This window comes from Salmonella sp. SJTUF14076, from assembly GCF_015534835.1.
GTDB classification, from domain to species: Bacteria; Pseudomonadota; Gammaproteobacteria; order Enterobacterales; family Enterobacteriaceae; genus Salmonella; species Salmonella enterica.
Genome location: NZ_CP064674.1, coordinates 2,531,849 through 2,551,696 on the forward strand (window position 1 = coordinate 2,531,849; position 19,848 = coordinate 2,551,696).

Sequence of the window (19,848 nt, forward strand, 5' to 3'; positions counted from 1 at the left end):
CTGCACCCCTGACCTCTCACTGGTGCAATTTTGTTTATTTTTTATCAGTGACTACTCCGTTGGCATTATATTTAATATGGATCAACTTTATATGACTGTTCAGGATTATCTATTAAAATTCCGCAAAATTAGTTCGCTCGAAAGTCTGGAAAAACTGTTCGACCACCTTAACTATACCCTTACTGATGACATGGACATCGTTAATATGTATCGCGCTGCAGATCACCGCCGTGCCGAGCTGGTTTCCGGAGGACGCCTGTTTGATGTAGGTCAGGTTCCGCAATCCGTCTGGCGCTATGTGCAATAAAGAAAGTAGCGTTTAACATCAAAAACCTTATAATATTTGCCCCAAAATGAGCGGCATGACCGTTAACGCGCGTAACCCCGGAGAAGATATGACTACAACACCGCCACAACGAATTGGAGGCTGGCTTCTTGGCCCGTTAGCCTGGCTGTTAGTCGCGTTGTTGAGCGCCTCGCTGGCGTTATTACTCTACGTTATGGCGCTTGCCACACCGCAAACGTTCAAGACGCTTAGCGGACAGGAAACCGGTAATTTACTGCTATGGGGCATTTCATTTATTACCGCTATCGCCATGTGGTACTATACCCTGTGGTTGACGATCGCATTCTTCAAGCGCAGACGCTGCGTGCCGAAGCATTACATTATCTGGCTGCTGGTGTCGGTGTTACTGGCGGTTAAAGCATTTGCCTTTTCGCCCGTCTCAGATGCCTTTGCCGTGCGTCAGTTACTCTTCCCACTGTTGGCGACGGCGCTCATTGTGCCTTATCTCAAACGTTCAGCGCGCGTTAAAACAACGTTTGTTAATCCGTAATAACCCTACAGTTAACCTGTTGTCGCCTGTGGTAGTTTGACAGATAATAGGCGGCTTTTTTATTTCAGGCCGAAACATGACTGATTACCTGCTGCTCTTTGTCGGAACTGTACTGGTCAATAACTTTGTACTGGTCAAATTCCTGGGCCTTTGTCCCTTTATGGGCGTATCCAAAAAACTGGAAACCGCCATGGGGATGGGCCTCGCGACGACCTTTGTCATGACGCTGGCGTCGATATGCGCCTGGCTTATCGACACCTGGATACTTATTCCGCTGGATCTGATTTATCTGCGGACGCTAGCCTTTATCCTCGTCATTGCTGTGGTCGTGCAATTTACCGAAATGGTTGTGCGGAAAACCAGCCCGGCGTTATACCGCTTGTTAGGCATCTTCTTACCACTGATTACCACTAACTGTGCGGTTCTGGGCGTAGCGTTACTGAATATTAATCTCGGTCATCACTTTCTTCAGTCGGCGCTGTACGGATTTTCCGCCGCCGTCGGTTTTTCATTAGTGATGGTTCTGTTTGCCGCTATCCGCGAACGCCTTGCCGTGGCGGATGTGCCCGCCCCTTTTCGTGGTAACGCGATAGCATTGATTACCGCAGGATTAATGTCTTTGGCCTTTATGGGCTTTAGTGGTTTGGTGAAGTTGTAATGAATACTATCTGGATTGCCGTTGGCGCCCTGACCCTTCTGGGTCTGGTGTTCGGCGCCATTCTGGGTTATGCCTCCCGCCGATTCGCGGTTGAAGATGATCCGGTTGTTGAAAAAATCGATGCGATTTTGCCGCAGAGTCAGTGTGGTCAGTGCGGCTATCCCGGCTGTCGCCCCTACGCCGAAGCCGTGGGTCTCCAGGGCGAGAAAATCAATCGTTGCGCGCCCGGCGGCGAAGCCGTCATGCTGAAAATGGCAGAGTTGCTAAACGTAGAGCCGCAACCATGCGATGGTGAAGAACAGCAGGCCGCGCCAGTACGTATGCTGGCAGTTATTGATGAAAATAACTGCATTGGCTGCACAAAATGCATTCAGGCCTGCCCGGTTGACGCCATCGTTGGCGCAACGCGCGCCATGCACACGGTCATGAGCGATCTCTGTACTGGCTGTAATCTGTGCGTCGATCCGTGTCCGACGCACTGCATCGAATTACGTCCGGTGAATGAGACGCCCGACAGTTGGAAATGGGATTTGAACACCATTCCCGTTCGCATCATTCCCGTGGAACAACATGCTTAAACTATTTTCCGCTTTCAGAAAAGATAAAATCTGGGATTTCGACGGTGGTATTCATCCGCCCGAAATGAAGACCCAGTCAAACGGCACGCCGCTGCGTCAGGTGCCTTTAGCGCCGCGCTTCGTTATCCCCTTAAAACAGCACATTGGCGCTGAGGGCGAGTTGTGCGTTAGCGTCGGCGATCGCGTGCTACGCGGCCAGGCGCTTACCCGTGGACGTGGGAGAATGCTGCCGGTACACGCGCCCACCTCCGGGACAGTTATCGCTATTGCGCCCCACTCGACGGCGCATCCTTCGGCGCTGGCGGAGTTAAGCGTCATCATTGATGCCGACGGCGAGGACCGCTGGATTGAACGCGAGGGCTGGTCTGATTACCGCGCCCACAGCCGTGAAGCGCTCATTGAACGCATTCATCAGTATGGCGTTGCCGGGCTTGGCGGCGCAGGGTTTCCCACCGGCGTTAAATTGCAGGGCGGCGGCGATAAAATCACCACGCTTATTATCAATGCCGCAGAGTGCGAACCTTACATTACGGCGGACGATCGTCTGATGCAGGACTGCGCCGCGCAGATTGTGGAAGGTATTCGCATCCTGGCGCATATTCTGCAACCGCGTGAGGTATTAATCGGCATTGAAGATAACAAACCGCAGGCTATTTCCATGCTGCGCGCCGTACTGGCTGACGCTCACGACATTTCGTTACGTGTTATCCCAACCAAATACCCTTCCGGCGGCGCAAAACAGCTTACCCAAATATTGACGGGAAAACAGGTTCCCCACGGCGGGCGCTCCTCTGATATTGGCGTGCTGATGCAAAACGTCGGTACGGCTTATGCCGTGAAACGCGCCGTGGTTGACGGCGAACCGATCACAGAACGCGTTGTCACCTTAACGGGTGAAGCGGTAAGCCGACCGGGTAACGTCTGGGCACGGCTCGGCACTCCCGTTCGTCATTTGCTTAACGATGCCGGGTTCTGCCCTTCTGCTGACCAGATGGTCATCATGGGCGGCCCGTTGATGGGATTCACCCTTCCCTGGCTTGACGTACCGGTCGTAAAAATCACCAACTGCCTGCTGGCGCCATCCGTGGCTGAAATGGGGGCGCCTCAGGAAGAGAAAAGCTGTATTCGTTGCAGCGCTTGCGCTGACGCCTGCCCTGCCGACCTTTTACCGCAGCAGCTTTATTGGTTCAGCAAAGGGCAGCAGCATGACAAGGCTACCGCTCACCATATTGCTGATTGTATAGAATGCGGCGCCTGCGCCTGGGTCTGCCCGAGTAATATTCCGCTCGTCCAATATTTCCGTCAGGAAAAAGCGGAGATTAATGCGATCAGGCTTGAAGAAAAACGCGCCGCCGAAGCCAAAGCGCGTTTTGAGGCTCGTCAGGCAAGACTGGAGCGCGAAAAAGCCGCCCGCCTTGCACGTCATAAGAGCGCAGCGGTACAACCAGCGGCAAAAGATCAGGATGCCATTGCCGCTGCGCTGGCGCGGGTAAAAGAGAAACAGGCGCAGGCCACGCAACCGGTGGTTATTCAGGCGGGTAGTCTACCAGACAATAGCGCCGTCATCGCGGCCCGTGAAGCGCGTAAAGCGCAAGCGCGCGCTAAACAAGCCGCTCATCCGGTGGCTGACAGCGCGATATCCGGCGGCGACCCGCGTAAAGCCGCAGTGGAGGCGGCTATCGCTCGCGCCAAAGCCCGCAAACAGGAGCAGCAGGCCGGAAGCGAACCTGCCGAACCGGTCGATCCGCGCAAAGCCGCGGTGGAGGCGGCCATCGCCCGCGCCAAAGCCCGCAAACAGGAGCAGCAGGCCGGAAGCGAACCTGCCGAACCGGTCGACCCGCGCAAAGCCGCGGTGGAAGCGGCTATCGCCCGCGCCAAAGCCCGCAAGCAGGAGCAGCAGGCCGGAGGCGAACCTGCCGAAGCGGTCGATCCGCGCAAAGCCGCGGTGGAAGCGGCTATCGCCCGCGCCAAAGCCCGTAAGCAGGAGCAGCAGGCCGGAAGCGAACCTGCCGAACCGGTCGATCCGCGTAAAGCCGCGGTGGAAGCGGCCATCGCCCGCGCCAAAGCTCGTAAACAGGAGCAGCAGGCCGGAAGCGAACCTGCCGAACCGGCCGACCCGCGTAAAGCCGCGGTTGCTGCGGCTATCGCCCGCGTTCAGGCAAAAAAAGCAGCACAGCAGCAGGTTGTTAACGAGGATTAAATGGTATTCAGAATCGCAAGCTCGCCTTATACCCATAACCAGCGCCAGACATCGCGAATCATGTTGCTGGTATTAATCGCCGCTCTGCCGGGGATTGCCGCGCAGACGTGGTTTTTTGGTTGGGGAACGCTTTTCCAGATCGTTCTGGCTGCTATCACGGCGCTCGTCGCAGAAGCCATTGTCCTCAGGCTGCGCAAACAATCGGTCGCCAGTCACCTGCAGGATTATTCCGCGTTATTGACGGGGCTTTTGCTGGCGGTCAGCATCCCTCCGCTTGCGCCCTGGTGGATGGTCGTGCTGGGAACCGGATTCGCCATTATTATCGCTAAACAGTTATATGGCGGGCTGGGACAAAACCCCTTTAATCCGGCCATGATCGGTTACGTGGTGCTATTAATTTCCTTTCCGGTGCAAATGACAAGCTGGTTGCCGCCTTATGAAATAGCCGCAACAACGCCCGATATGCTGGACACGTTGCGGATGATTTTTACCGGGCATACCGCCAGCGGCGGCGATATGACGCTGCTACGTATCGGTATTGACGGTATCAGCCAGGCGACGCCGCTGGATACGTTTAAAACGTCCTTGCGCGCCGGGCACTCCGTTGAGCAAATCATGCAGTACCCGATATACAGCGGCGCGCTGGCTGGCGTGGGCTGGCAGTGGGTTAACCTCGCCTGGCTTGTCGGCGGCGTATTCCTGCTGTGGCAAAAAGCTATCCGCTGGCATATCCCGGTCAGTTTTCTGCTGACGCTGGCGCTATGCGCCGCGTTAGGCTGGCTTTTCTCGCCCGCTACGCTGGCCTCGCCGCAGCTTCATCTGCTGTCAGGCGCCACCATGCTGGGTGCATTTTTTATCTTAACGGATCCGGTTACCGCCTCCACGACCAACCGTGGACGTTTAATTTTCGGCGCGCTGGCTGGGGTATTAGTGTGGCTGATTCGTAGCTTCGGCGGCTATCCGGACGGCGTTGCTTTTGCTGTCCTGTTGGCGAATATCACGGTTCCTCTGATCGACTACTACACGCGCCCCCGCGTCTATGGACATCGCAAAGGATAAACCATGCTGAAAACGATTCGTAAACACGGTATTACGCTGGCGCTTTTTGCCGCAGGCTCTACGGGATTGACTGCGGTGATTAATCAGATGACAAAATCAACCATCCACGAACAAGCGCTGCAACAACAACATGCCTTGTTTGATCAGGTATTGCCGCCAGATCGTTACAATAATAATCTGCAAGAGAGCTGTTATCTGGTCGATGCGCCCGCCCTCGGCAAAGGCACACACCGTGTTTTTATCGCTCGCAAGGATGATAAACCCGTAGCGGCCATCATTGAGGCCACCGCGCCAGATGGCTATTCCGGCGCTATCCAGCTTATTGTTGGCGCAGATTTCAACGGTACCGTCCTGGGGACGCGCGTGACGGAACATCATGAGACGCCAGGGTTAGGTGATAAAATTGAGCGCCGTTTGTCTGACTGGATTACCCACTTTAGCGGTAAAACCATCAGTGGTGAAAATGATACGCACTGGGCGGTGAAAAAAGATGGCGGTGATTTTGATCAATTTACCGGGGCGACAATAACGCCGCGCGCCGTGGTGAATGCGGTTAAACGCGCCGGGCTGTACGCCGAATCACTGCCCGCTCAGCTCCCCCATTTAACCGCCTGTGGAGAATAACCATGAGCGAAATAAAAGACATTGTTGTTCAGGGGTTATGGAAAAATAACTCTGCTCTGGTGCAGCTACTTGGCCTGTGCCCTTTACTGGCGGTGACGTCTACGGCAACCAACGCTCTGGGGCTGGGTCTGGCCACAACGCTGGTATTAACGCTGACCAACCTTACGGTGTCCGCACTACGTCGCTGGACGCCGGCAGAAATCCGTATCCCGATTTACGTCATGATCATTGCCTCGGTGGTAAGCGCAGTACAGATGCTGATCAATGCGTATGCGTTCGGTTTGTATCAGTCTTTAGGGATTTTTATTCCTCTGATTGTAACGAACTGCATTGTTGTTGGTCGCGCCGAAGCGTTTGCCGCGAAAAAAGGACCGTGGCTTTCCGCGTTGGACGGTTTTTCCATCGGCATGGGCGCGACAGGCGCGATGTTCGTGCTGGGTTCGCTGCGCGAGATCCTCGGGAATGGTACGCTTTTCGATGGCGCGGATAGCCTGCTGGGAGGCTGGGCAAAAGTATTACGGGTCGAGATATTTCACACCGACTCGCCTTTCCTGCTGGCGATGCTGCCGCCAGGCGCGTTTATCGGCCTGGGGCTCATGCTGGCGGTAAAATATCTTATTGATGAAAAAATGAAGAAACGCCGCGCCGAAACCGCGCCTTCCGCTGTTCCGGCCGGTGAAACAGGGAAAGTCTGATGAACAAAGCAAAAAGGCTGGAAATTCTGACGCGCCTGCGCGACAGCAATCCGCACCCCACAACGGAACTCAATTTCACGTCGCCGTTTGAGTTGCTGATTGCCGTGTTGCTTTCCGCGCAGGCAACCGACGTCAGCGTGAACAAGGCGACCGCCAAACTTTACCCGGTCGCCAATACGCCAGCCACGATGCTGGAACTGGGCGTAGAAGGCGTGAAATCCTATATCAAAACCATCGGCTTATTTAACAGTAAAGCGGAAAACGTGATTAAGACCTGCCGTATTTTACTGGACAAGCATAATGGCGAAGTGCCGGAGGATCGGGCGGCGCTGGAAGCGCTTCCCGGCGTGGGGCGTAAAACCGCTAACGTGGTGCTAAATACCGCCTTCGGCTGGCCGACCATCGCCGTTGATACGCATATATTTCGTGTATGCAACCGAACACAGTTCGCGCCGGGTAAAAATGTCGAGCAGGTAGAAGAGAAGTTGCTGAAAGTGGTGCCGAATGAGTTCAAAGTGGACTGCCATCACTGGTTAATTTTGCATGGCCGCTATACCTGTATCGCCCGAAAACCCCGCTGCGGCTCCTGCCTCATTGAAGATCTTTGCGAATACAAAGAAAAAGTCGATATTTGATATGGTCGGAGTGCGTCCGTCACGCCAGCGCGCTCCCACCTTCGGCCTGGATCTATTTTAGCCATCAATCATTCCAGTCTCTGTCCTTTTTCTGATGTAATGTGCTTTCGTTTTCACTCCACGTCAGGTTAATCATTTTTTTAATCGCAAAAAATTCTATCTATCCGTGATCAGGATCACTTTGATAACTTCATGTGAAATTTAATGACATCTAAGGTTACATTTACAACCGGATAGACTGACGCCCCGTTTTCACTACAAAACATTACTCTGCCATTTTTTCAGATAATGGCCTATATCACTGCTTTTCACCTTAAATAGCAGAAGATATCGCCTTTCACCCAAACTAATGGCCTTTTTGCAGTGTAAAAATCTGCCATTCTTCAAATGAAGAAATTTAACGCTGGATAACATTTCTGACATCGGACGATTCAACCAGAAGAGTTATATGTAACAGATTATTACAAAGCTCTTGTCTGGAGAGGAAAGATAGTGAACATTACCTGCCGTTTCCCCTCCAATATAACAATCGGACGGATGAGTCTGACTCATCACGCGCCAGACAATCCCTGTTAATACGGGGCGTAAAAAAGAGGTAAAAGTGTCTACTGCAAACAAAAAACCAACTGAAAGCGTCAGTTTGAACGCTTTCAAACAACCGAAGGCGTTCTATCTCATCTTCTCGATAGAGTTATGGGAGCGTTTTGGTTATTACGGCCTGCAAGGCATTATGGCCGTCTACCTGGTAAAACAACTGGGTATGTCAGAAGCGGATTCCATCACCCTTTTCTCTTCCTTCAGTGCGCTGGTGTATGGCCTGGTCGCCATTGGCGGTTGGTTAGGTGATAAAATTCTGGGCACCAAACGCGTTATTATGCTGGGTGCCGTGGTGCTGGCTATCGGTTATGCGCTGGTCGCATGGTCTGGTCATGACGCGGGCATCGTCTATATGGGCATGGCGGCTATCGCTGTGGGTAACGGTCTGTTTAAAGCTAACCCGTCTTCCCTGCTGTCTACCTGTTACGCGAAGGACGATCCGCGTCTCGACGGCGCATTTACGATGTATTATATGTCCGTCAACATCGGCTCCTTCTTCTCTATGCTGGCGACGCCGTGGCTGGCGGCGCGTTATGGCTGGAGCACCGCGTTTGCGCTTAGCGTCGTCGGTATGCTGATAACGGTCGTTAACTTTGCTTTCTGCCAGCGCTGGGTGAAAAGCTACGGTTCCAAACCCGACTTTGAACCGATCAACTTCCGTAATCTGCTGCTGACAATCGTGGGTATTGTCGTTCTGATTGCGGTCGCCACCTGGCTGCTGCACAACCAGGATATCGCGCGTATGGTGCTGGGCGTAATCGCTCTTGGCATCGTCATTATCTTCGGTAAAGAAGCGTTTTCCATGCACGGCGCGGCTCGCCGTAAAATGATCGTCGCCTTTATTTTGATGCTGCAGGCGATTATCTTCTTCGTACTGTACAGCCAGATGCCGACGTCGCTGAACTTCTTTGCCATTCGTAACGTCGAGCACTCTATTCTCGGTCTCGCGTTCGAACCGGAACAGTATCAGGCGCTGAACCCATTCTGGATCATTATCGGCAGCCCGATTCTGGCCGCTATCTATAACAGGATGGGCGATACGCTGCCGATGCCGATGAAATTCGCCATTGGTATGGTGCTGTGTTCCGGCGCGTTCCTGATTCTGCCGCTGGGCGCCAAATTTGCGAACGATGCCGGCATCGTATCCGTAAACTGGCTGATCGCAAGCTACGGCCTGCAAAGTATCGGTGAGCTGATGATCTCCGGTCTGGGACTGGCAATGGTCGCACAGTTGGTTCCGCAGCGTCTGATGGGCTTCATCATGGGTAGCTGGTTCCTGACAACGGCAGGCGCTAACATCATCGGCGGTTATGTCGCCAACCTGATGGCTGTGCCGAGCGACGTGACTGACCCTCTGATGTCCCTGGAAGTCTATGGTCGCGTATTTATGCAGATTGGCATAGCAACCGCCGTTATCGCCGTCCTGATGCTGCTGACAGCGCCTAAGCTGAACCGTATGACCCAGGACGATGATACCGCTGAAAAAGGCTCTAAAGCCGCTACAGTTTAATTTTCCGGGAAACAACATTCAGGCCGCTAACTGTGCGTTAGCGGCTTTTTTTTTGCTCGTCCCCGCACTACCATACTTTAAACCTCAGCAAAAAGGAGTTACCGATGAAACTGTTCTACAAACCGGGTGCCTGCTCTCTTGCTTCCCATATTACCCTGCGCGAAATTGGCAAAGACTTTACGCTTGATGGCGTCGATCTCGCAAAAAAACGCCTGGAAAACGGTGATGATTACCTGGCAGTCAACCCTAAAGGACAGGTTCCGGCTCTGCTGCTGGATGACGGCACACTGTTGACTGAAGGCGTCGCCATTATGCAGTACCTCGCCGACAGCGTTCCCGACCGCCAGCTTCTGGCGCCGGTAAGTAGTCTTGCTCGCTATCATACGCTGGAATGGCTCAACTATATTGCAACGGAACTGCATAAAGGCTTTACCCCGCTGTTCCGCCCTGACACGCCAGAAACACTCAAACCCGCCATTCGCGCCGATCTGGAAAAGAAATTTCAGTATGTGGATGAGTCGCTTTCAGACGACCAGTGGATTTGCGGCCAGCGTTTTACCATTGCAGACGCTTATCTGTTTACCGTGTTGCGTTGGGCCTATGGCGTAAAACTGAATATGGACGGGTTAACGCATATTGAAAGTTATATGCAGCGTGTCGCAAAAAGACCGACCGTTGCGGCAGCGCTTAAAGCGGAAGGACTGAATTAATGTCATGTTGCCGGATAGCTCGCTGTAGCGCCATCCGGCCTCTTTTTAGCAGCAATAATTACAGCCGCGTTGCGCTGAAGTAATGTTCAGGGTTAGCGATCCTGTCCTGGGCTGCCACGACCTGCAGTTCGTACTCCTGCATCGTTTTGGTGGCGATCATAATCTCATAGACTGCCGCCGTAACGTGCTCCAGCGCCTGCTGCAACGTCGCGCCCTGCAAAAGTTTGACCAGCAATAAACCACTGGTGACATCGCCAACGCCAACCGGCTGACGTGAGCCGAAATCCACCAGCGGACGGCTAATATGCCAAGCTTCCTGCGCTGTCACCAGCAGCATTTCAAAGCGTTCTGAACTGTAACCGGCGCGGGCGAGATGTTTTACCAGTACAATTTCTGGCCCCTGAGCAATCAGTTCTCGCGCCGCCTGCACGGCGTCATTCACATTATTCACGCTATGTTTGCTGAGAATTTCCAGTTCAATCAGGTTAGGCGCGATAATATCGCTGGCGGGTAGCGCATAACGCACATGGAACTCTGCGACGCCAGGCGCCACGATACAGCCCTTTTCCGGATGCCCCATCACGGGGTCGCAGAAATATTTTGCCTGCGGATTTGCCGCTTTAACCTGGCGCACAATACCGAGAATGTGTTCTCCCTGCTCGGCAGATCCCAGGTAACCGCTAAGTACGGCGTCGCAGTGCGCTAACTGGCCAATGTCCGCAATCCCCTGGACAATCTCAGTCAGATGGCTGGGCGGCATGACACAGCCGGTCCATTTACCATATTGCGTGTGGTTAGAAAACTGAACGGTATTCAGCGGCCAAACATTCGCGCCAAGACGGCGCATGGGAAATTCGGCGGCGCTGTTGCCCGCATGTCCGAAAACAACATGGGACTGGATAGCGAGGATATTCTTCATTTTTTTACCTGAACATCAAAAATAAGGGAGTGATTTCTCACTCCCTGTTACTTAATGCCTTATTTCCAGCAAATCAGACAATAGTTCTTTTTGCCGCGACGTAATAAGGTGTAGCGGCCAAACAGACGGTCCTCATCGTTAAAGATGTATTCAGGATCGGATTGTTTTTCACCATTGATAGTGACAGCGTTGGAGGCGATAGTCTTACGCGCCTGACCACGCGACGGCTGGAGTTCGGCGTCTACCAGCGCCTGCATCAGGTCGGCGCCTTTTTCCATTTCAACCATCGGTACGCCGTCCTGCGCCAACTGCTCAAAGTCAGCTTCGCTCAGCGCGCTCAGTGAACCGCTGAACAGGCATTCAGTGATCCGTTTCGCCGCGACCAGCCCCTCCTCGCCATGAACCAGGCGCGTCACCTGCTCGGCCAGCACATACTGCGCGCGCGGCGCTTTACCGCTGTTTTTATCTTCTTCTTCCAGGGCATTGATCTCTTCAATGTCCATAAAAGTGAAGAATTTCAGGAAGCGATAAACATCGGCATCTGCGGTGTTAATCCAGAACTGGTAGAATTTGTACGGACTGGTTTTCTTCGGATCCAGCCAGACAGCGCCGCCTTCGGTTTTACCGAATTTCGTGCCGTCAGCTTTGGTGATCAGCGGAACGGTCAAACCAAATACCTGATTCTGGTGCAGGCGACGGGTCAGGTCGATACCGGAAGTGATGTTCCCCCACTGGTCAGAACCGCCAATCTGTAAGGCAACGCCGTGCAGTTTATTCAGACAAGCGAAGTCGTACCCCTGTAGCAGGTTATAAGAGAACTCCGTGAAAGAGATACCCTGATCGTCACGGTTCAGACGCTGCTTCACCGCTTCTTTGTTGATCATCTGATTAACGGAAAAATGTTTACCGATATCGCGCAGGAAAGTCAGCACATTCATGCTGCCGAACCAGTCATAGTTATTGGCCGCGATGGCGGAGTTTTCGCCGCAATCAAAGTCCAGGAATGGGGCAACCTGTTTACGAATTTTCGCCACCCACTCCTGAACGGTCTCTTCAGTGTTCAGTTTACGCTCGGCGGCTTTGAAGCTCGGGTCGCCAATCAGACCGGTCGCGCCGCCTACCAGCGCAACAGGTTTGTGCCCTGCCTGCTGGAAGCGTTTCAGGCATAACAATGGAACCAGATGCCCCAAATGCAAGCTGTCAGCGGTAGGATCGAAGCCGCAATAGAGCGCGATCGGGCCTTGCGCCAGTCGCTCTGCCAACGCGTCTTCGTCCGTCACCTGGGCTACCAGCCCCCGCTCTTGCAATTGTTTAATCAAGTTACTGCTTGCCATCAAAATCTCCATGTATAAAACGACTGCACCTTTGCCGGTACACGACTTTTCGCCAGACGCGAAAGAGACATAGCATAAAACGGCGGATTCATCCGCACCAGTGCTTAAAACAAGATTTTTGCATCTTTAGGGCGCAAGACGGTCGATTTTCCATGCGCCGTCGTCGCGTTGGTATAAAAAGCGATCGTGCAGACGATGTTCGCCGCCCTGCCAGAACTCCATCTGTTCGATACTCACGCGAAAACCGCCCCAGAAGCTGGGTAGCGGCACTTCGCCCTGTTGAAACTTCTGCTTGAGCTCCAGGAATTTGCTTTCGAGGATACCGCGCGCGGAAATCCGGCTGGATTGTTTAGAGACCCATGCGCCAATCTGGCTGTCGCGCGGACGGCTGTGGAAATACCTCACCACCTCAAGTGTGGAGAGACGCTCGGCTTTGCCTGTCACCATCACCTGGCGTTCAAGCATATGCCAAGGAAATAACAGGCTGATACGCGGATTGTGCTCAATTTGATGCGCCTTGCGGCTTCCCAGGTTGGTATAAAAGACCAGGCCTTTTTCATCATAATGCTTGAGCAATACAATACGCTGGTACGGCTGCCCCTTGTCATCTACGGTCGCCACGACCATTGCCGTCGGATCGGCCAGTCTGGCGTCGCACGCTTGCCCAAGCCAGCGCTCAAATAAGGTTAACGGTTCAGCGGGTAAATCGCGGCGACGCAAGCCGCCTTTCGTGTATTCACGGCGCAGATGCGCGATCTGCTGCAATTGGTCGTTATCAGACATGGCGTTGATCAGAAATAATCAGTGGGTGGCGCTATTGTGCGCCCCCATACTGAAAATCTCAACGCTTCGGATTTTGTAACTGACAGTTATTAAGCACAATTCTGTCTCGTTTATAGACCGTGGCGCTCTCGCCTTGCGACCAGAAAACATAAATCCCGTCGGTATAACGCGCGCCCGAGGCCGAGATTCCTTGCTTCAGGGTCAGCAGCTTATTGTCATAAACAAAACTGACCTCTTCACGCGGGTTATTGACTTTAACGGTAAGCGGCTTCTCATCACACTGGTATTCCAGCGTATCCGTTTGCATACGTTCAACAAATTGTTGATAAACGCTACAGCCGGTCAGCAGCACAGGTAAACACATTATTGCGATCTTTTTCATAGGCATATCCCGAAAGCTCTCCTGCTTCTGGAAGGGCAAACGCCCCTTCCTGACCTTGCCAGTTTACCGATATAGGGTCCGGGAAAAATTCAGTTAACTCTGAGTTATTGGGTTAGCCGGGTAAATAGCGCCTAAAACACTGGCTTCTGTAGCCCCCGTCACGGAAGGTAAGTTTCCCGGCAGGCCCGCGAGCGTTCGCCAGGCAAGCCAGGCAAAGGCCAGCGCTTCCATATCATCGCCGCTGATCCCCGCCTTATCGGTGGTCGAAACCTCGATACCGGGCAACAGCGCCGCCAGACGGGCCATCACTAACGGATTCCGGCTTCCGCCGCCACAGACCATCAGCCGCTCGCAGCCGCCGTTGAGCAGCACCTGTTGGGCGATGGAGACCGCCGTCAGCTCCGCCAGCGTGGCCTGTACATCGCGCGCGTCTGCGCCAGGGAAAGCCGTAAGATGACGCTCTAACCAGCCATAGTTGAAATATTCGCGTCCTGTACTTTTGGGCGCCGACGCAGCAAAGTACGGATCGCGCAACATCTTTTGCAGCAATGGAAGAATAACCTGACCTTCTTTCGCCCATGCCGCGTCTTTGTCGTAGGGCTGCGCGCATTGTCGCCAAATCCACGCATCCATCAACATATTACCCGGCCCCGTGTCGTACCCGCGCACCGCCTGTCCGGGGAAAAGCAGAGATAAATTGGCGATGCCGCCGATATTCAGGACCATACGTTTTTCCGTCGGATGTCCCAACAGCGCGTGATGGAAAGCGGGCACCAGCGGCGCGCCTTGTCCGCCCAGCGCAATATCTCGCCGCCGAAAATCGCCGACCACCGTAATCCCCGTATGGGCGACGATGTGATTATTATCGCCAATTTGCAGCGTATGCGGGGCCTCGCCGGTCGGTTCATGCCAGACCGTTTGCCCATGACAACCAATGGCGACGATATCCCGCGGCTGCAAACGTTGTTGCGCTAACAGCGCATTAACCGCCTGTGCAAAAAGCCGGCCTAACTGGGTATCCAGCTGGCCGAGTTGCGAGAGCGTAAGCGGCTGTCCCTGGCAAATATCGAGAATGCCTTTTTTCAGATGAACGGGAATGGGCCAGGTGAGACTTGCCTGTTGCGCTACCATTGTTTCATCAATTGCCGCCAGTACAACATCAACGCCATCAAGGCTGGTTCCGGACATAACGCCAATAAAACGGCCCGATTTCATACCTCTTCCTTTTAAGCTGGGTTAAGCCTTAACACTCGGCATAACGTATTTTGTAATGCTATGCCCACGTCACGTTTTTTGCCGTGTCGTCCACGGATATCAATGACCTATCTTTTCTTGCTTCCGACTTCGTTTAAGATTGGTTAATTAACTTCTGATTATGATTTTTACATTCTTTCAGCAGAAGATATGACCTTAACTGCATAAATGCCATATAATTTAGCTATAGGGATGCTGACATAGCGTTTCGTGAAGAACAGGAGATGGGTAAATGATTAAACGTGTACTGGCCGTTTCACTGATGGGGTTATCCTTAGCTGGGTGTGTTAACAATGATAGCCTTTCGGGTGATGTTTATACCGCATCCGAGGCTAAACAAGTTCAGAATGTAACGTACGGTACTATCGTTAACGTTCGTCCGGTTCAAATTCAGGGCGGTGATGATTCTAACGTGATTGGCGCTATCGGCGGCGCGGTGTTGGGCGGATTCCTCGGCAACACTATCGGCGGTGGTACGGGTCGTTCACTGGCGACCGCGGCAGGCGCGGTGGCTGGCGGCGTAGCGGGCCAGGGCGTCCAGAGCGCAATGAATAAAACCCAGGGTGTGGAACTGGAAATTCGTAAAGACGATGGCAACACCATTATGGTTGTGCAGAAACAAGGAAATACGCGTTTCTCGGCAGGTCAGCGCGTCGTGCTGGCCAGCAACGGCAGCCAGGTTACCGTCTCTCCACGCTAAACCAGGCTTTACGTGTGGTCACATGGCCACACGTATGCCCCTGCACCTCAATCGTGAGAGTGCAATTCCATAATGTTGTGTTCAAGTTTGGCGATAAGTTTAATCAGAAGCTCAATCTCCTCTGAAGAAATCCCAGCCAAAATTTCACCGCGCGTTTTATGAATGACCGCTTCCATCTCAGTGATTAGCGGCTCCGCTTTCTCGGTCAGTTTAATGCGCTTAGCGCGACGATCGCTGGCGCAGGTTTGCCGCGAAATTAGCCCCTTGTCTTCAAGTTGATCCAACGTGCGTACCAGCGATGGCTGCTCAATGCCTATCGCTTTAGCCAATTGAATCTGCGACTGGTCAGGCGGCAATTGATGAATATTGTGCAACGTGACCCAATGTGTCTGCGTCAATTCCAGAGGCTTGAGGCGATGGTCAATCAGAGCACGCCAAATGCGCACCAACCGTGCCAGATCAGAACCTAGTGGCGATTCCAATTTCATCTCCTTATAATTAGCTTGCTAAGTTATTATGCTGATTTTAGAATAGTGTGCAGTATTTGTATTCTCAAAACAAATGTATTGCTAAATTTGCTTACCAATAGACATTTTTTCAGACATAGTGCGCACCTGGCACCTGTAGCTTCGGTTTTGGCTAAAACTAAAGCATCGATGTCTGACGCAAAGGAACATTGCTTGTGAAGTGTATACTCAACGCCACAGGATTGCCCTTACAAGATCTCATGTTGGGAGCATCTGTTTACTTTCCGCCATTCTTTAAAGCCTTTGCGCTTGGGTTCGTTATCTGGTTGTTTATTCACCGACTCCTGCGTGACCGGATATACTCTGATGAAATCTGGCATCCCCTGTTAATGGATCTCTCCCTCTTTACGCTGTGCGTATGTCTGGGCCTCGTTTTACTGATCGCGTGGTAAATATGTCGTTAAAAACAATAAAATATTTTTCTACTCTCATTGTCGCCGTCGTCGCCGTTCTGGCCGCGTGGTGGTTATGGAATTACTATATGCAATCGCCATGGACGCGCGATGGTAAAATCCGCGCGGAACAGGTCAGCGTAACGCCACAGGTTTCTGGCAGCATTACCCAACTCAATGTCAAAGATAATCAGTTCGTCAACGCTGGGGACGTTCTCTTTGTCATTGATAAAACGCCCTTCCATATTGCAGAACTTAACGCGCAGGCGCAGTTGGCCAAAGCGCAGTCCGATCTGGCAAAAGCGAATAATGAAGCCGATCGACGTCGACATTTATCGCGTAACTACATCTCTGCTGAAGATCTGGATAGCGCCAATCTGAATGTTAAAGCGATGCAGGCCAGCGTAGATGTCGCACTGGCAACGTTAAAACAGGCGCAGTGGCAGCTTAGCCAGACGGAAGTAAAAGCGCCGGTATCCGGCTGGGTGACCAACCTTTCCACGCGTACCGGTGATTATGCCAGCACCGGTAAGCCACTTTTCGCCCTGGTAGATAGCCATTCATTTTATGTAATGGGATATTTCGAAGAAACCAAACTACGCCATATCCGCGAAGGTGAGCCTGCATTAATAACACTGTATAGTGGCAATGTTAAGTTACAGGGTCACGTTGGCAGTATCGGGCGCGCTATTTACGACCAAAGCGTGGAAAGTGACTCCGGTTTAGTGCCCGATATCAAACCCAACGTACCGTGGGTACGTCTGGCGCAACGCGTACCGGTACGTATCGAATTTGACGCTTTGCCGCAGGATATCACGCTCGTCTCCGGCACTACCTGCAGCGTAGCCATTGGACAGCGGTAATGAAACTCTCTCTGCCGGCCCTGCGAAATACGCCCTGGTTTAAAGCGACCTCCGGCCAGTGGCGTTACGCGTTGCGCAATACCATTGCCATGTGTCTCGCGCTGACATTCGCTTATTATCTCAATCTGGATGAGCCCTACTGGGCGATGACTTCGGCCGCAGTGGTGAGCTTTCCGACCGTAGGCGGCGTAATCAGTAAAAGTCTGGGGCGTATTGCCGGGAGTTTACTCGGCGCGACCGCCGCGTTAATTATTGCCGGCCATACGCTGAATGAACCCTGGTTGTTCTTATTTAGCATGGCCGCCTGGATCGGTTTTTGTACCTGGGCCTGCGCGCATTTTACCAATAATGCCGCTTATGCTTTCCAGTTGTCCGGCTACACGGCGGCGATCATCGCGTTCCCGATGGTTAATATTGTAGAAATCACGCAGTTGTGGGATATCGCCCAGGCGCGTGTATGTGAAGTTATCGTCGGCATCCTCTGTGGCGGCATGATGATGATGATCCTACCCAGCACATCGGATGGCACAGCCCTGCTCACCGCGTTGAAAAACATGCATGCGCGCTTGCTGGAACATGCCAGTCTACTTTGGCAGCCGGAGACTACCGACGCCATCCGCTCCGCGCATGAGGGCGTCATTGGGCAAATCCTGACCATGAACCTGCTGCGTATTCAGGCCTTCTGGAGTCATTACCGTTTTCGCCGCCAGAATGCATTACTAAATGCATTGTTACACCAGCAATTACGGCTAACCAGCGTGATCTCCAGTCTGCGTAGAATGCTTTTAAACTGGCCGACGCCGCCGGAAAACAGCCGCGAAGTCATTGAACAACTCTTAGCTGAGTTGGCAAAACCGCGCGCGGACAGCTACACCGTGGCGCGGATTATTGCGCCGCTACGCCCGCAAGATGAACAGGATTATCGTCACCTCGCGTTCTGGCAGCGATTACGCTATTTTTGCCAGCTATATCTGCGCAGCAGCCGCCAGTTATATCTGATCGAAAGCGGCGCGCCGGTGGATCAAATCCATATCCGCCGCACTCCCGGCCTTGCGCGGCATACGGATAACGCAGAGGCCATCTGGAGCGGCGTGCGTACCTTTTGCACGCTCACGGTGATTGGCGCCTGGAGTATTGGCGCGCAATGGGAATCAGGGCCCGGCGCATTAACCCTGGCGGCGATCAGTTGCGTCCTCTACTCCATCGTCGCCACGCCGTTTAAGTCGCTTTCCTTATTGATGCGTACTTTAGTGCTGCTGTCCTTATTCAGCTTCGTGGTGAAATTTGGCCTGATGGTGCAAATCACCGATCTGTGGCAATTCTTGCTTTTCCTTTTTCCGCTGTTCGTCACGATGCAACTGCTTAAACTGCAGATGCCTAAGCTGGCGGGACTGTGGGGGCAGCTTATCGTTTTTATGGGCTCATTCATCGCCGTGACCAATCCACCGGTGTACGACTTCGCCGACTTCCTTAACGATAATACCGCCAAGATCGTCGGCGTCGCGATTTCCTGGCTGGCGTTTGCGATTTTGCGCCCCGGTTCCGATGCCGTAAAAAGCCGCCGCCATATCCGCGCGCTACGCCGGGATTTCGTCGATCAGCTTAGCCGTCACCCTTCCCATAGCGAAAGCGAGTTTGAATCGCTGACCTATCATCACGTCAGTCAGCTCAGCAATAGTCAGGATGCGCTGGCGCGCCGGTGGTTATTACGTTGGGGAGTGGTGCTGCTGAACTGCTCGCATGTGGTGTGGCAGCTGCGCGCCTGGGAGTCGCGTTCCGATCCGCTTTCCCGGGTGCGGGATATTTGTATATCCCTGCTGCGCGATGTGATGAGCGAGCGCGGCGTGCAGCAACGCCCGCTTGCCGTCACGCTACAGGAATTACAGCGTATCTGCGACACGCTCGCACATCATCATCAGCCCGCCGCGCATGAGCTGGCGGCGATTATCTGGCGTTTACACTGTTCGCTGTCGCAGCTGGAACAGGCTCCAGCGCAGGGAACACTGTCTCCGGGTTATTTAATGACGCCGCAGGCGTAACGCGTTCCGCCGCCGCCGAGCGGTTTCGGCTGATCGGACATGTTATCGCCGCCCACATGGATCATGAGCGCTTTATCTTTCACTTCATCAAGAGACTTCAGACGTGGCGCAGTAACCGGTTCGGTGGCGATACCATCATTATTAACGACTAACACCGGGAGGTCGCCCAGATGCCCCTGGCCTTCCGGTCCTTCATGCTTGCCGGTATTTTGTGGGTCCAGATGACCACCAGCGGCTTCTGCGGCAACCGCTTTGCCGTCTTTAATCGCGGGCTGGCAGCTACCGTTGGCATGAATGTGAAAACCATGCTCGCCCGGCGGCAACGCTTTAAGGTGTGGGGTAAATTTTAAGCCGCCTTCGGTTTCATCGATGACGACGGTGCCGATAGACTGTCCTACGCCTTGCGCCGTCACCAGGTTCATCTCTACTTTCTCGCTGGCGGCCTGCGCACCCGCACAGGCCAACAGCGTCACCATCGCTAAACTTAATCGCTTCATAAAACCTCCGTTACATGTGGTCGCCTGTTAAGTGTAAACCACTGGCGAAAACATGA

The 19,848-nt window shown here is 53.2% G+C and carries 22 protein-coding genes; 15 read left to right on the plus strand and 7 right to left on the minus strand.

Going from position 1 to position 19,848, the window contains the following annotated elements:
• Positions 1-91: 91 nt before the first annotated feature.
• The 11 genes from ydgT (at position 92) to gstA (ending at position 10,102) form a co-directional block, all read left to right on the plus strand.
• A complete protein-coding gene (ydgT, locus tag HU143_RS12295; RefSeq protein ID WP_000217946.1) occupies positions 92-307 on the plus strand; it encodes a transcription modulator YdgT in 216 nt (71 codons plus the stop codon).
• 88 nt (positions 308-395) lie between these two features.
• Positions 396-836 carry a DUF2569 domain-containing protein gene (locus HU143_RS12300; RefSeq protein ID WP_000214061.1) on the plus strand — a complete coding sequence of 147 codons (441 nt, stop codon included), beginning with the start codon at positions 396-398 and terminating at the stop codon, positions 834-836.
• 76 nt (positions 837-912) lie between these two features.
• A complete protein-coding gene (gene rsxA, locus HU143_RS12305) occupies positions 913-1,494 on the plus strand; it encodes an electron transport complex subunit RsxA (protein ID WP_000133179.1) in 582 nt (193 codons plus the stop codon).
• On the plus strand, positions 1,494-2,072 hold the full coding sequence (rsxB, locus tag HU143_RS12310) for an electron transport complex subunit RsxB (RefSeq protein WP_001092600.1): 579 nt from the start codon (positions 1,494-1,496) through the stop codon (positions 2,070-2,072). The genes rsxA and rsxB overlap by 1 nt, the downstream gene beginning before the upstream one ends.
• Positions 2,065-4,272 carry an electron transport complex subunit RsxC gene (gene rsxC / locus HU143_RS12315; RefSeq protein WP_051129193.1) on the plus strand — a complete coding sequence of 736 codons (2,208 nt, stop codon included), beginning with the start codon at positions 2,065-2,067 and terminating at the stop codon, positions 4,270-4,272. Before rsxB ends, rsxC begins: the two co-directional genes overlap by 8 nt.
• Entirely contained in the window at positions 4,273-5,331 is a 1,059-nt protein-coding gene (rsxD, locus tag HU143_RS12320; protein ID WP_000231891.1) for an electron transport complex subunit RsxD, read from the plus strand.
• Positions 5,332-5,334: 3 nt separating this feature from the next.
• Positions 5,335-5,955 (plus strand): electron transport complex subunit RsxG, encoded by a 621-nt coding sequence (gene rsxG, locus HU143_RS12325; protein ID WP_000920822.1) that lies wholly within the window; start codon positions 5,335-5,337, stop codon positions 5,953-5,955.
• 2 nt (positions 5,956-5,957) lie between these two features.
• The gene (locus HU143_RS12330; protein ID WP_001289628.1) at positions 5,958-6,650 is read left to right on the plus strand and encodes an electron transport complex subunit E; all 693 of its coding nucleotides are present in this window, start codon (positions 5,958-5,960) and stop codon (positions 6,648-6,650) included.
• A complete protein-coding gene (nth, locus tag HU143_RS12335; protein WP_023226962.1) occupies positions 6,650-7,285 on the plus strand; it encodes an endonuclease III in 636 nt (211 codons plus the stop codon). The genes HU143_RS12330 and nth overlap by 1 nt, the downstream gene beginning before the upstream one ends.
• 601 nt (positions 7,286-7,886) lie before the next feature.
• Positions 7,887-9,392: a dipeptide/tripeptide permease DtpA gene (gene dtpA / locus HU143_RS12340; protein ID WP_023226961.1), complete on the plus strand. Its 1,506-nt coding sequence runs from the start codon at positions 7,887-7,889 to the stop codon at positions 9,390-9,392.
• Positions 9,393-9,496: 104 nt separating this feature from the next.
• On the plus strand, positions 9,497-10,102 hold the full coding sequence (gstA, locus tag HU143_RS12345) for a glutathione transferase GstA (RefSeq protein ID WP_023226960.1): 606 nt from the start codon (positions 9,497-9,499) through the stop codon (positions 10,100-10,102).
• 58 nt (positions 10,103-10,160) lie between these two features.
• On the opposite strand, the gene pdxY is transcribed toward gstA, so the two are convergent.
• The 5 genes from pdxY to anmK all read right to left on the minus strand — a co-directional run bounded on the left by pdxY (position 10,161) and on the right by anmK (position 14,735).
• Complete coding sequence (gene pdxY / locus HU143_RS12350) at positions 10,161-11,021, minus strand: pyridoxal kinase PdxY (protein ID WP_000789736.1); 861 nt, start codon at positions 11,019-11,021, stop codon at positions 10,161-10,163.
• Positions 11,022-11,080: 59 nt separating this feature from the next.
• The gene (tyrS, locus tag HU143_RS12355; RefSeq protein WP_000168626.1) at positions 11,081-12,355 is read right to left on the minus strand and encodes a tyrosine--tRNA ligase; all 1,275 of its coding nucleotides are present in this window, start codon (positions 12,353-12,355) and stop codon (positions 11,081-11,083) included.
• 126 nt (positions 12,356-12,481) lie between these two features.
• A complete protein-coding gene (gene pdxH / locus HU143_RS12360; RefSeq protein ID WP_001282334.1) occupies positions 12,482-13,138 on the minus strand; it encodes a pyridoxamine 5'-phosphate oxidase in 657 nt (218 codons plus the stop codon).
• A gap of 58 nt (positions 13,139-13,196) precedes the next feature.
• Positions 13,197-13,526 carry a C-type lysozyme inhibitor gene (gene mliC / locus HU143_RS12365; protein WP_001132086.1) on the minus strand — a complete coding sequence of 110 codons (330 nt, stop codon included), beginning with the start codon at positions 13,524-13,526 and terminating at the stop codon, positions 13,197-13,199.
• 87 nt (positions 13,527-13,613) lie between these two features.
• Positions 13,614-14,735 carry an anhydro-N-acetylmuramic acid kinase gene (anmK, locus tag HU143_RS12370; protein WP_000835021.1) on the minus strand — a complete coding sequence of 374 codons (1,122 nt, stop codon included), beginning with the start codon at positions 14,733-14,735 and terminating at the stop codon, positions 13,614-13,616.
• Between the two features lie 271 nt (positions 14,736-15,006).
• Here anmK and slyB point away from each other — a divergent pair, with 271 nt between their 5' ends.
• The gene (slyB, locus tag HU143_RS12375) at positions 15,007-15,474 is read left to right on the plus strand and encodes an outer membrane lipoprotein SlyB (protein WP_000597179.1); all 468 of its coding nucleotides are present in this window, start codon (positions 15,007-15,009) and stop codon (positions 15,472-15,474) included.
• Between the two features lie 47 nt (positions 15,475-15,521).
• Here the strand turns inward: slyB and slyA are convergent, their stop codons facing one another.
• A complete protein-coding gene (gene slyA / locus HU143_RS12380; RefSeq protein WP_000764556.1) occupies positions 15,522-15,962 on the minus strand; it encodes a transcriptional regulator SlyA in 441 nt (146 codons plus the stop codon).
• Between the two features lie 194 nt (positions 15,963-16,156).
• Here slyA and HU143_RS12385 point away from each other — a divergent pair, with 194 nt between their 5' ends.
• From HU143_RS12385 to HU143_RS12395, 3 genes are read left to right on the plus strand one after another with little or no spacing between them, the layout of a single operon-like run.
• Complete coding sequence (locus HU143_RS12385; RefSeq protein ID WP_000649755.1) at positions 16,157-16,393, plus strand: DUF1656 domain-containing protein; 237 nt, start codon at positions 16,157-16,159, stop codon at positions 16,391-16,393.
• Positions 16,394-16,395: 2 nt separating this feature from the next.
• Positions 16,396-17,256, plus strand: a complete 861-nt coding sequence (locus HU143_RS12390; RefSeq protein WP_001536120.1) for an HlyD family secretion protein — start codon at positions 16,396-16,398, stop codon at positions 17,254-17,256.
• Positions 17,256-19,295, plus strand: a complete 2,040-nt coding sequence (locus HU143_RS12395; RefSeq protein WP_000777626.1) for an FUSC family protein — start codon at positions 17,256-17,258, stop codon at positions 19,293-19,295. The genes HU143_RS12390 and HU143_RS12395 overlap by 1 nt, the downstream gene beginning before the upstream one ends.
• Here HU143_RS12395 and sodC2 read toward each other — a convergent pair.
• Entirely contained in the window at positions 19,271-19,792 is a 522-nt protein-coding gene (sodC2, locus tag HU143_RS12400; RefSeq protein WP_000826822.1) for a superoxide dismutase [Cu-Zn] SodC2, read from the minus strand. The two genes, HU143_RS12395 and sodC2, sit on opposite strands and share 25 nt — an antisense overlap.
• Positions 19,793-19,848: the final 56 nt, after the last annotated feature.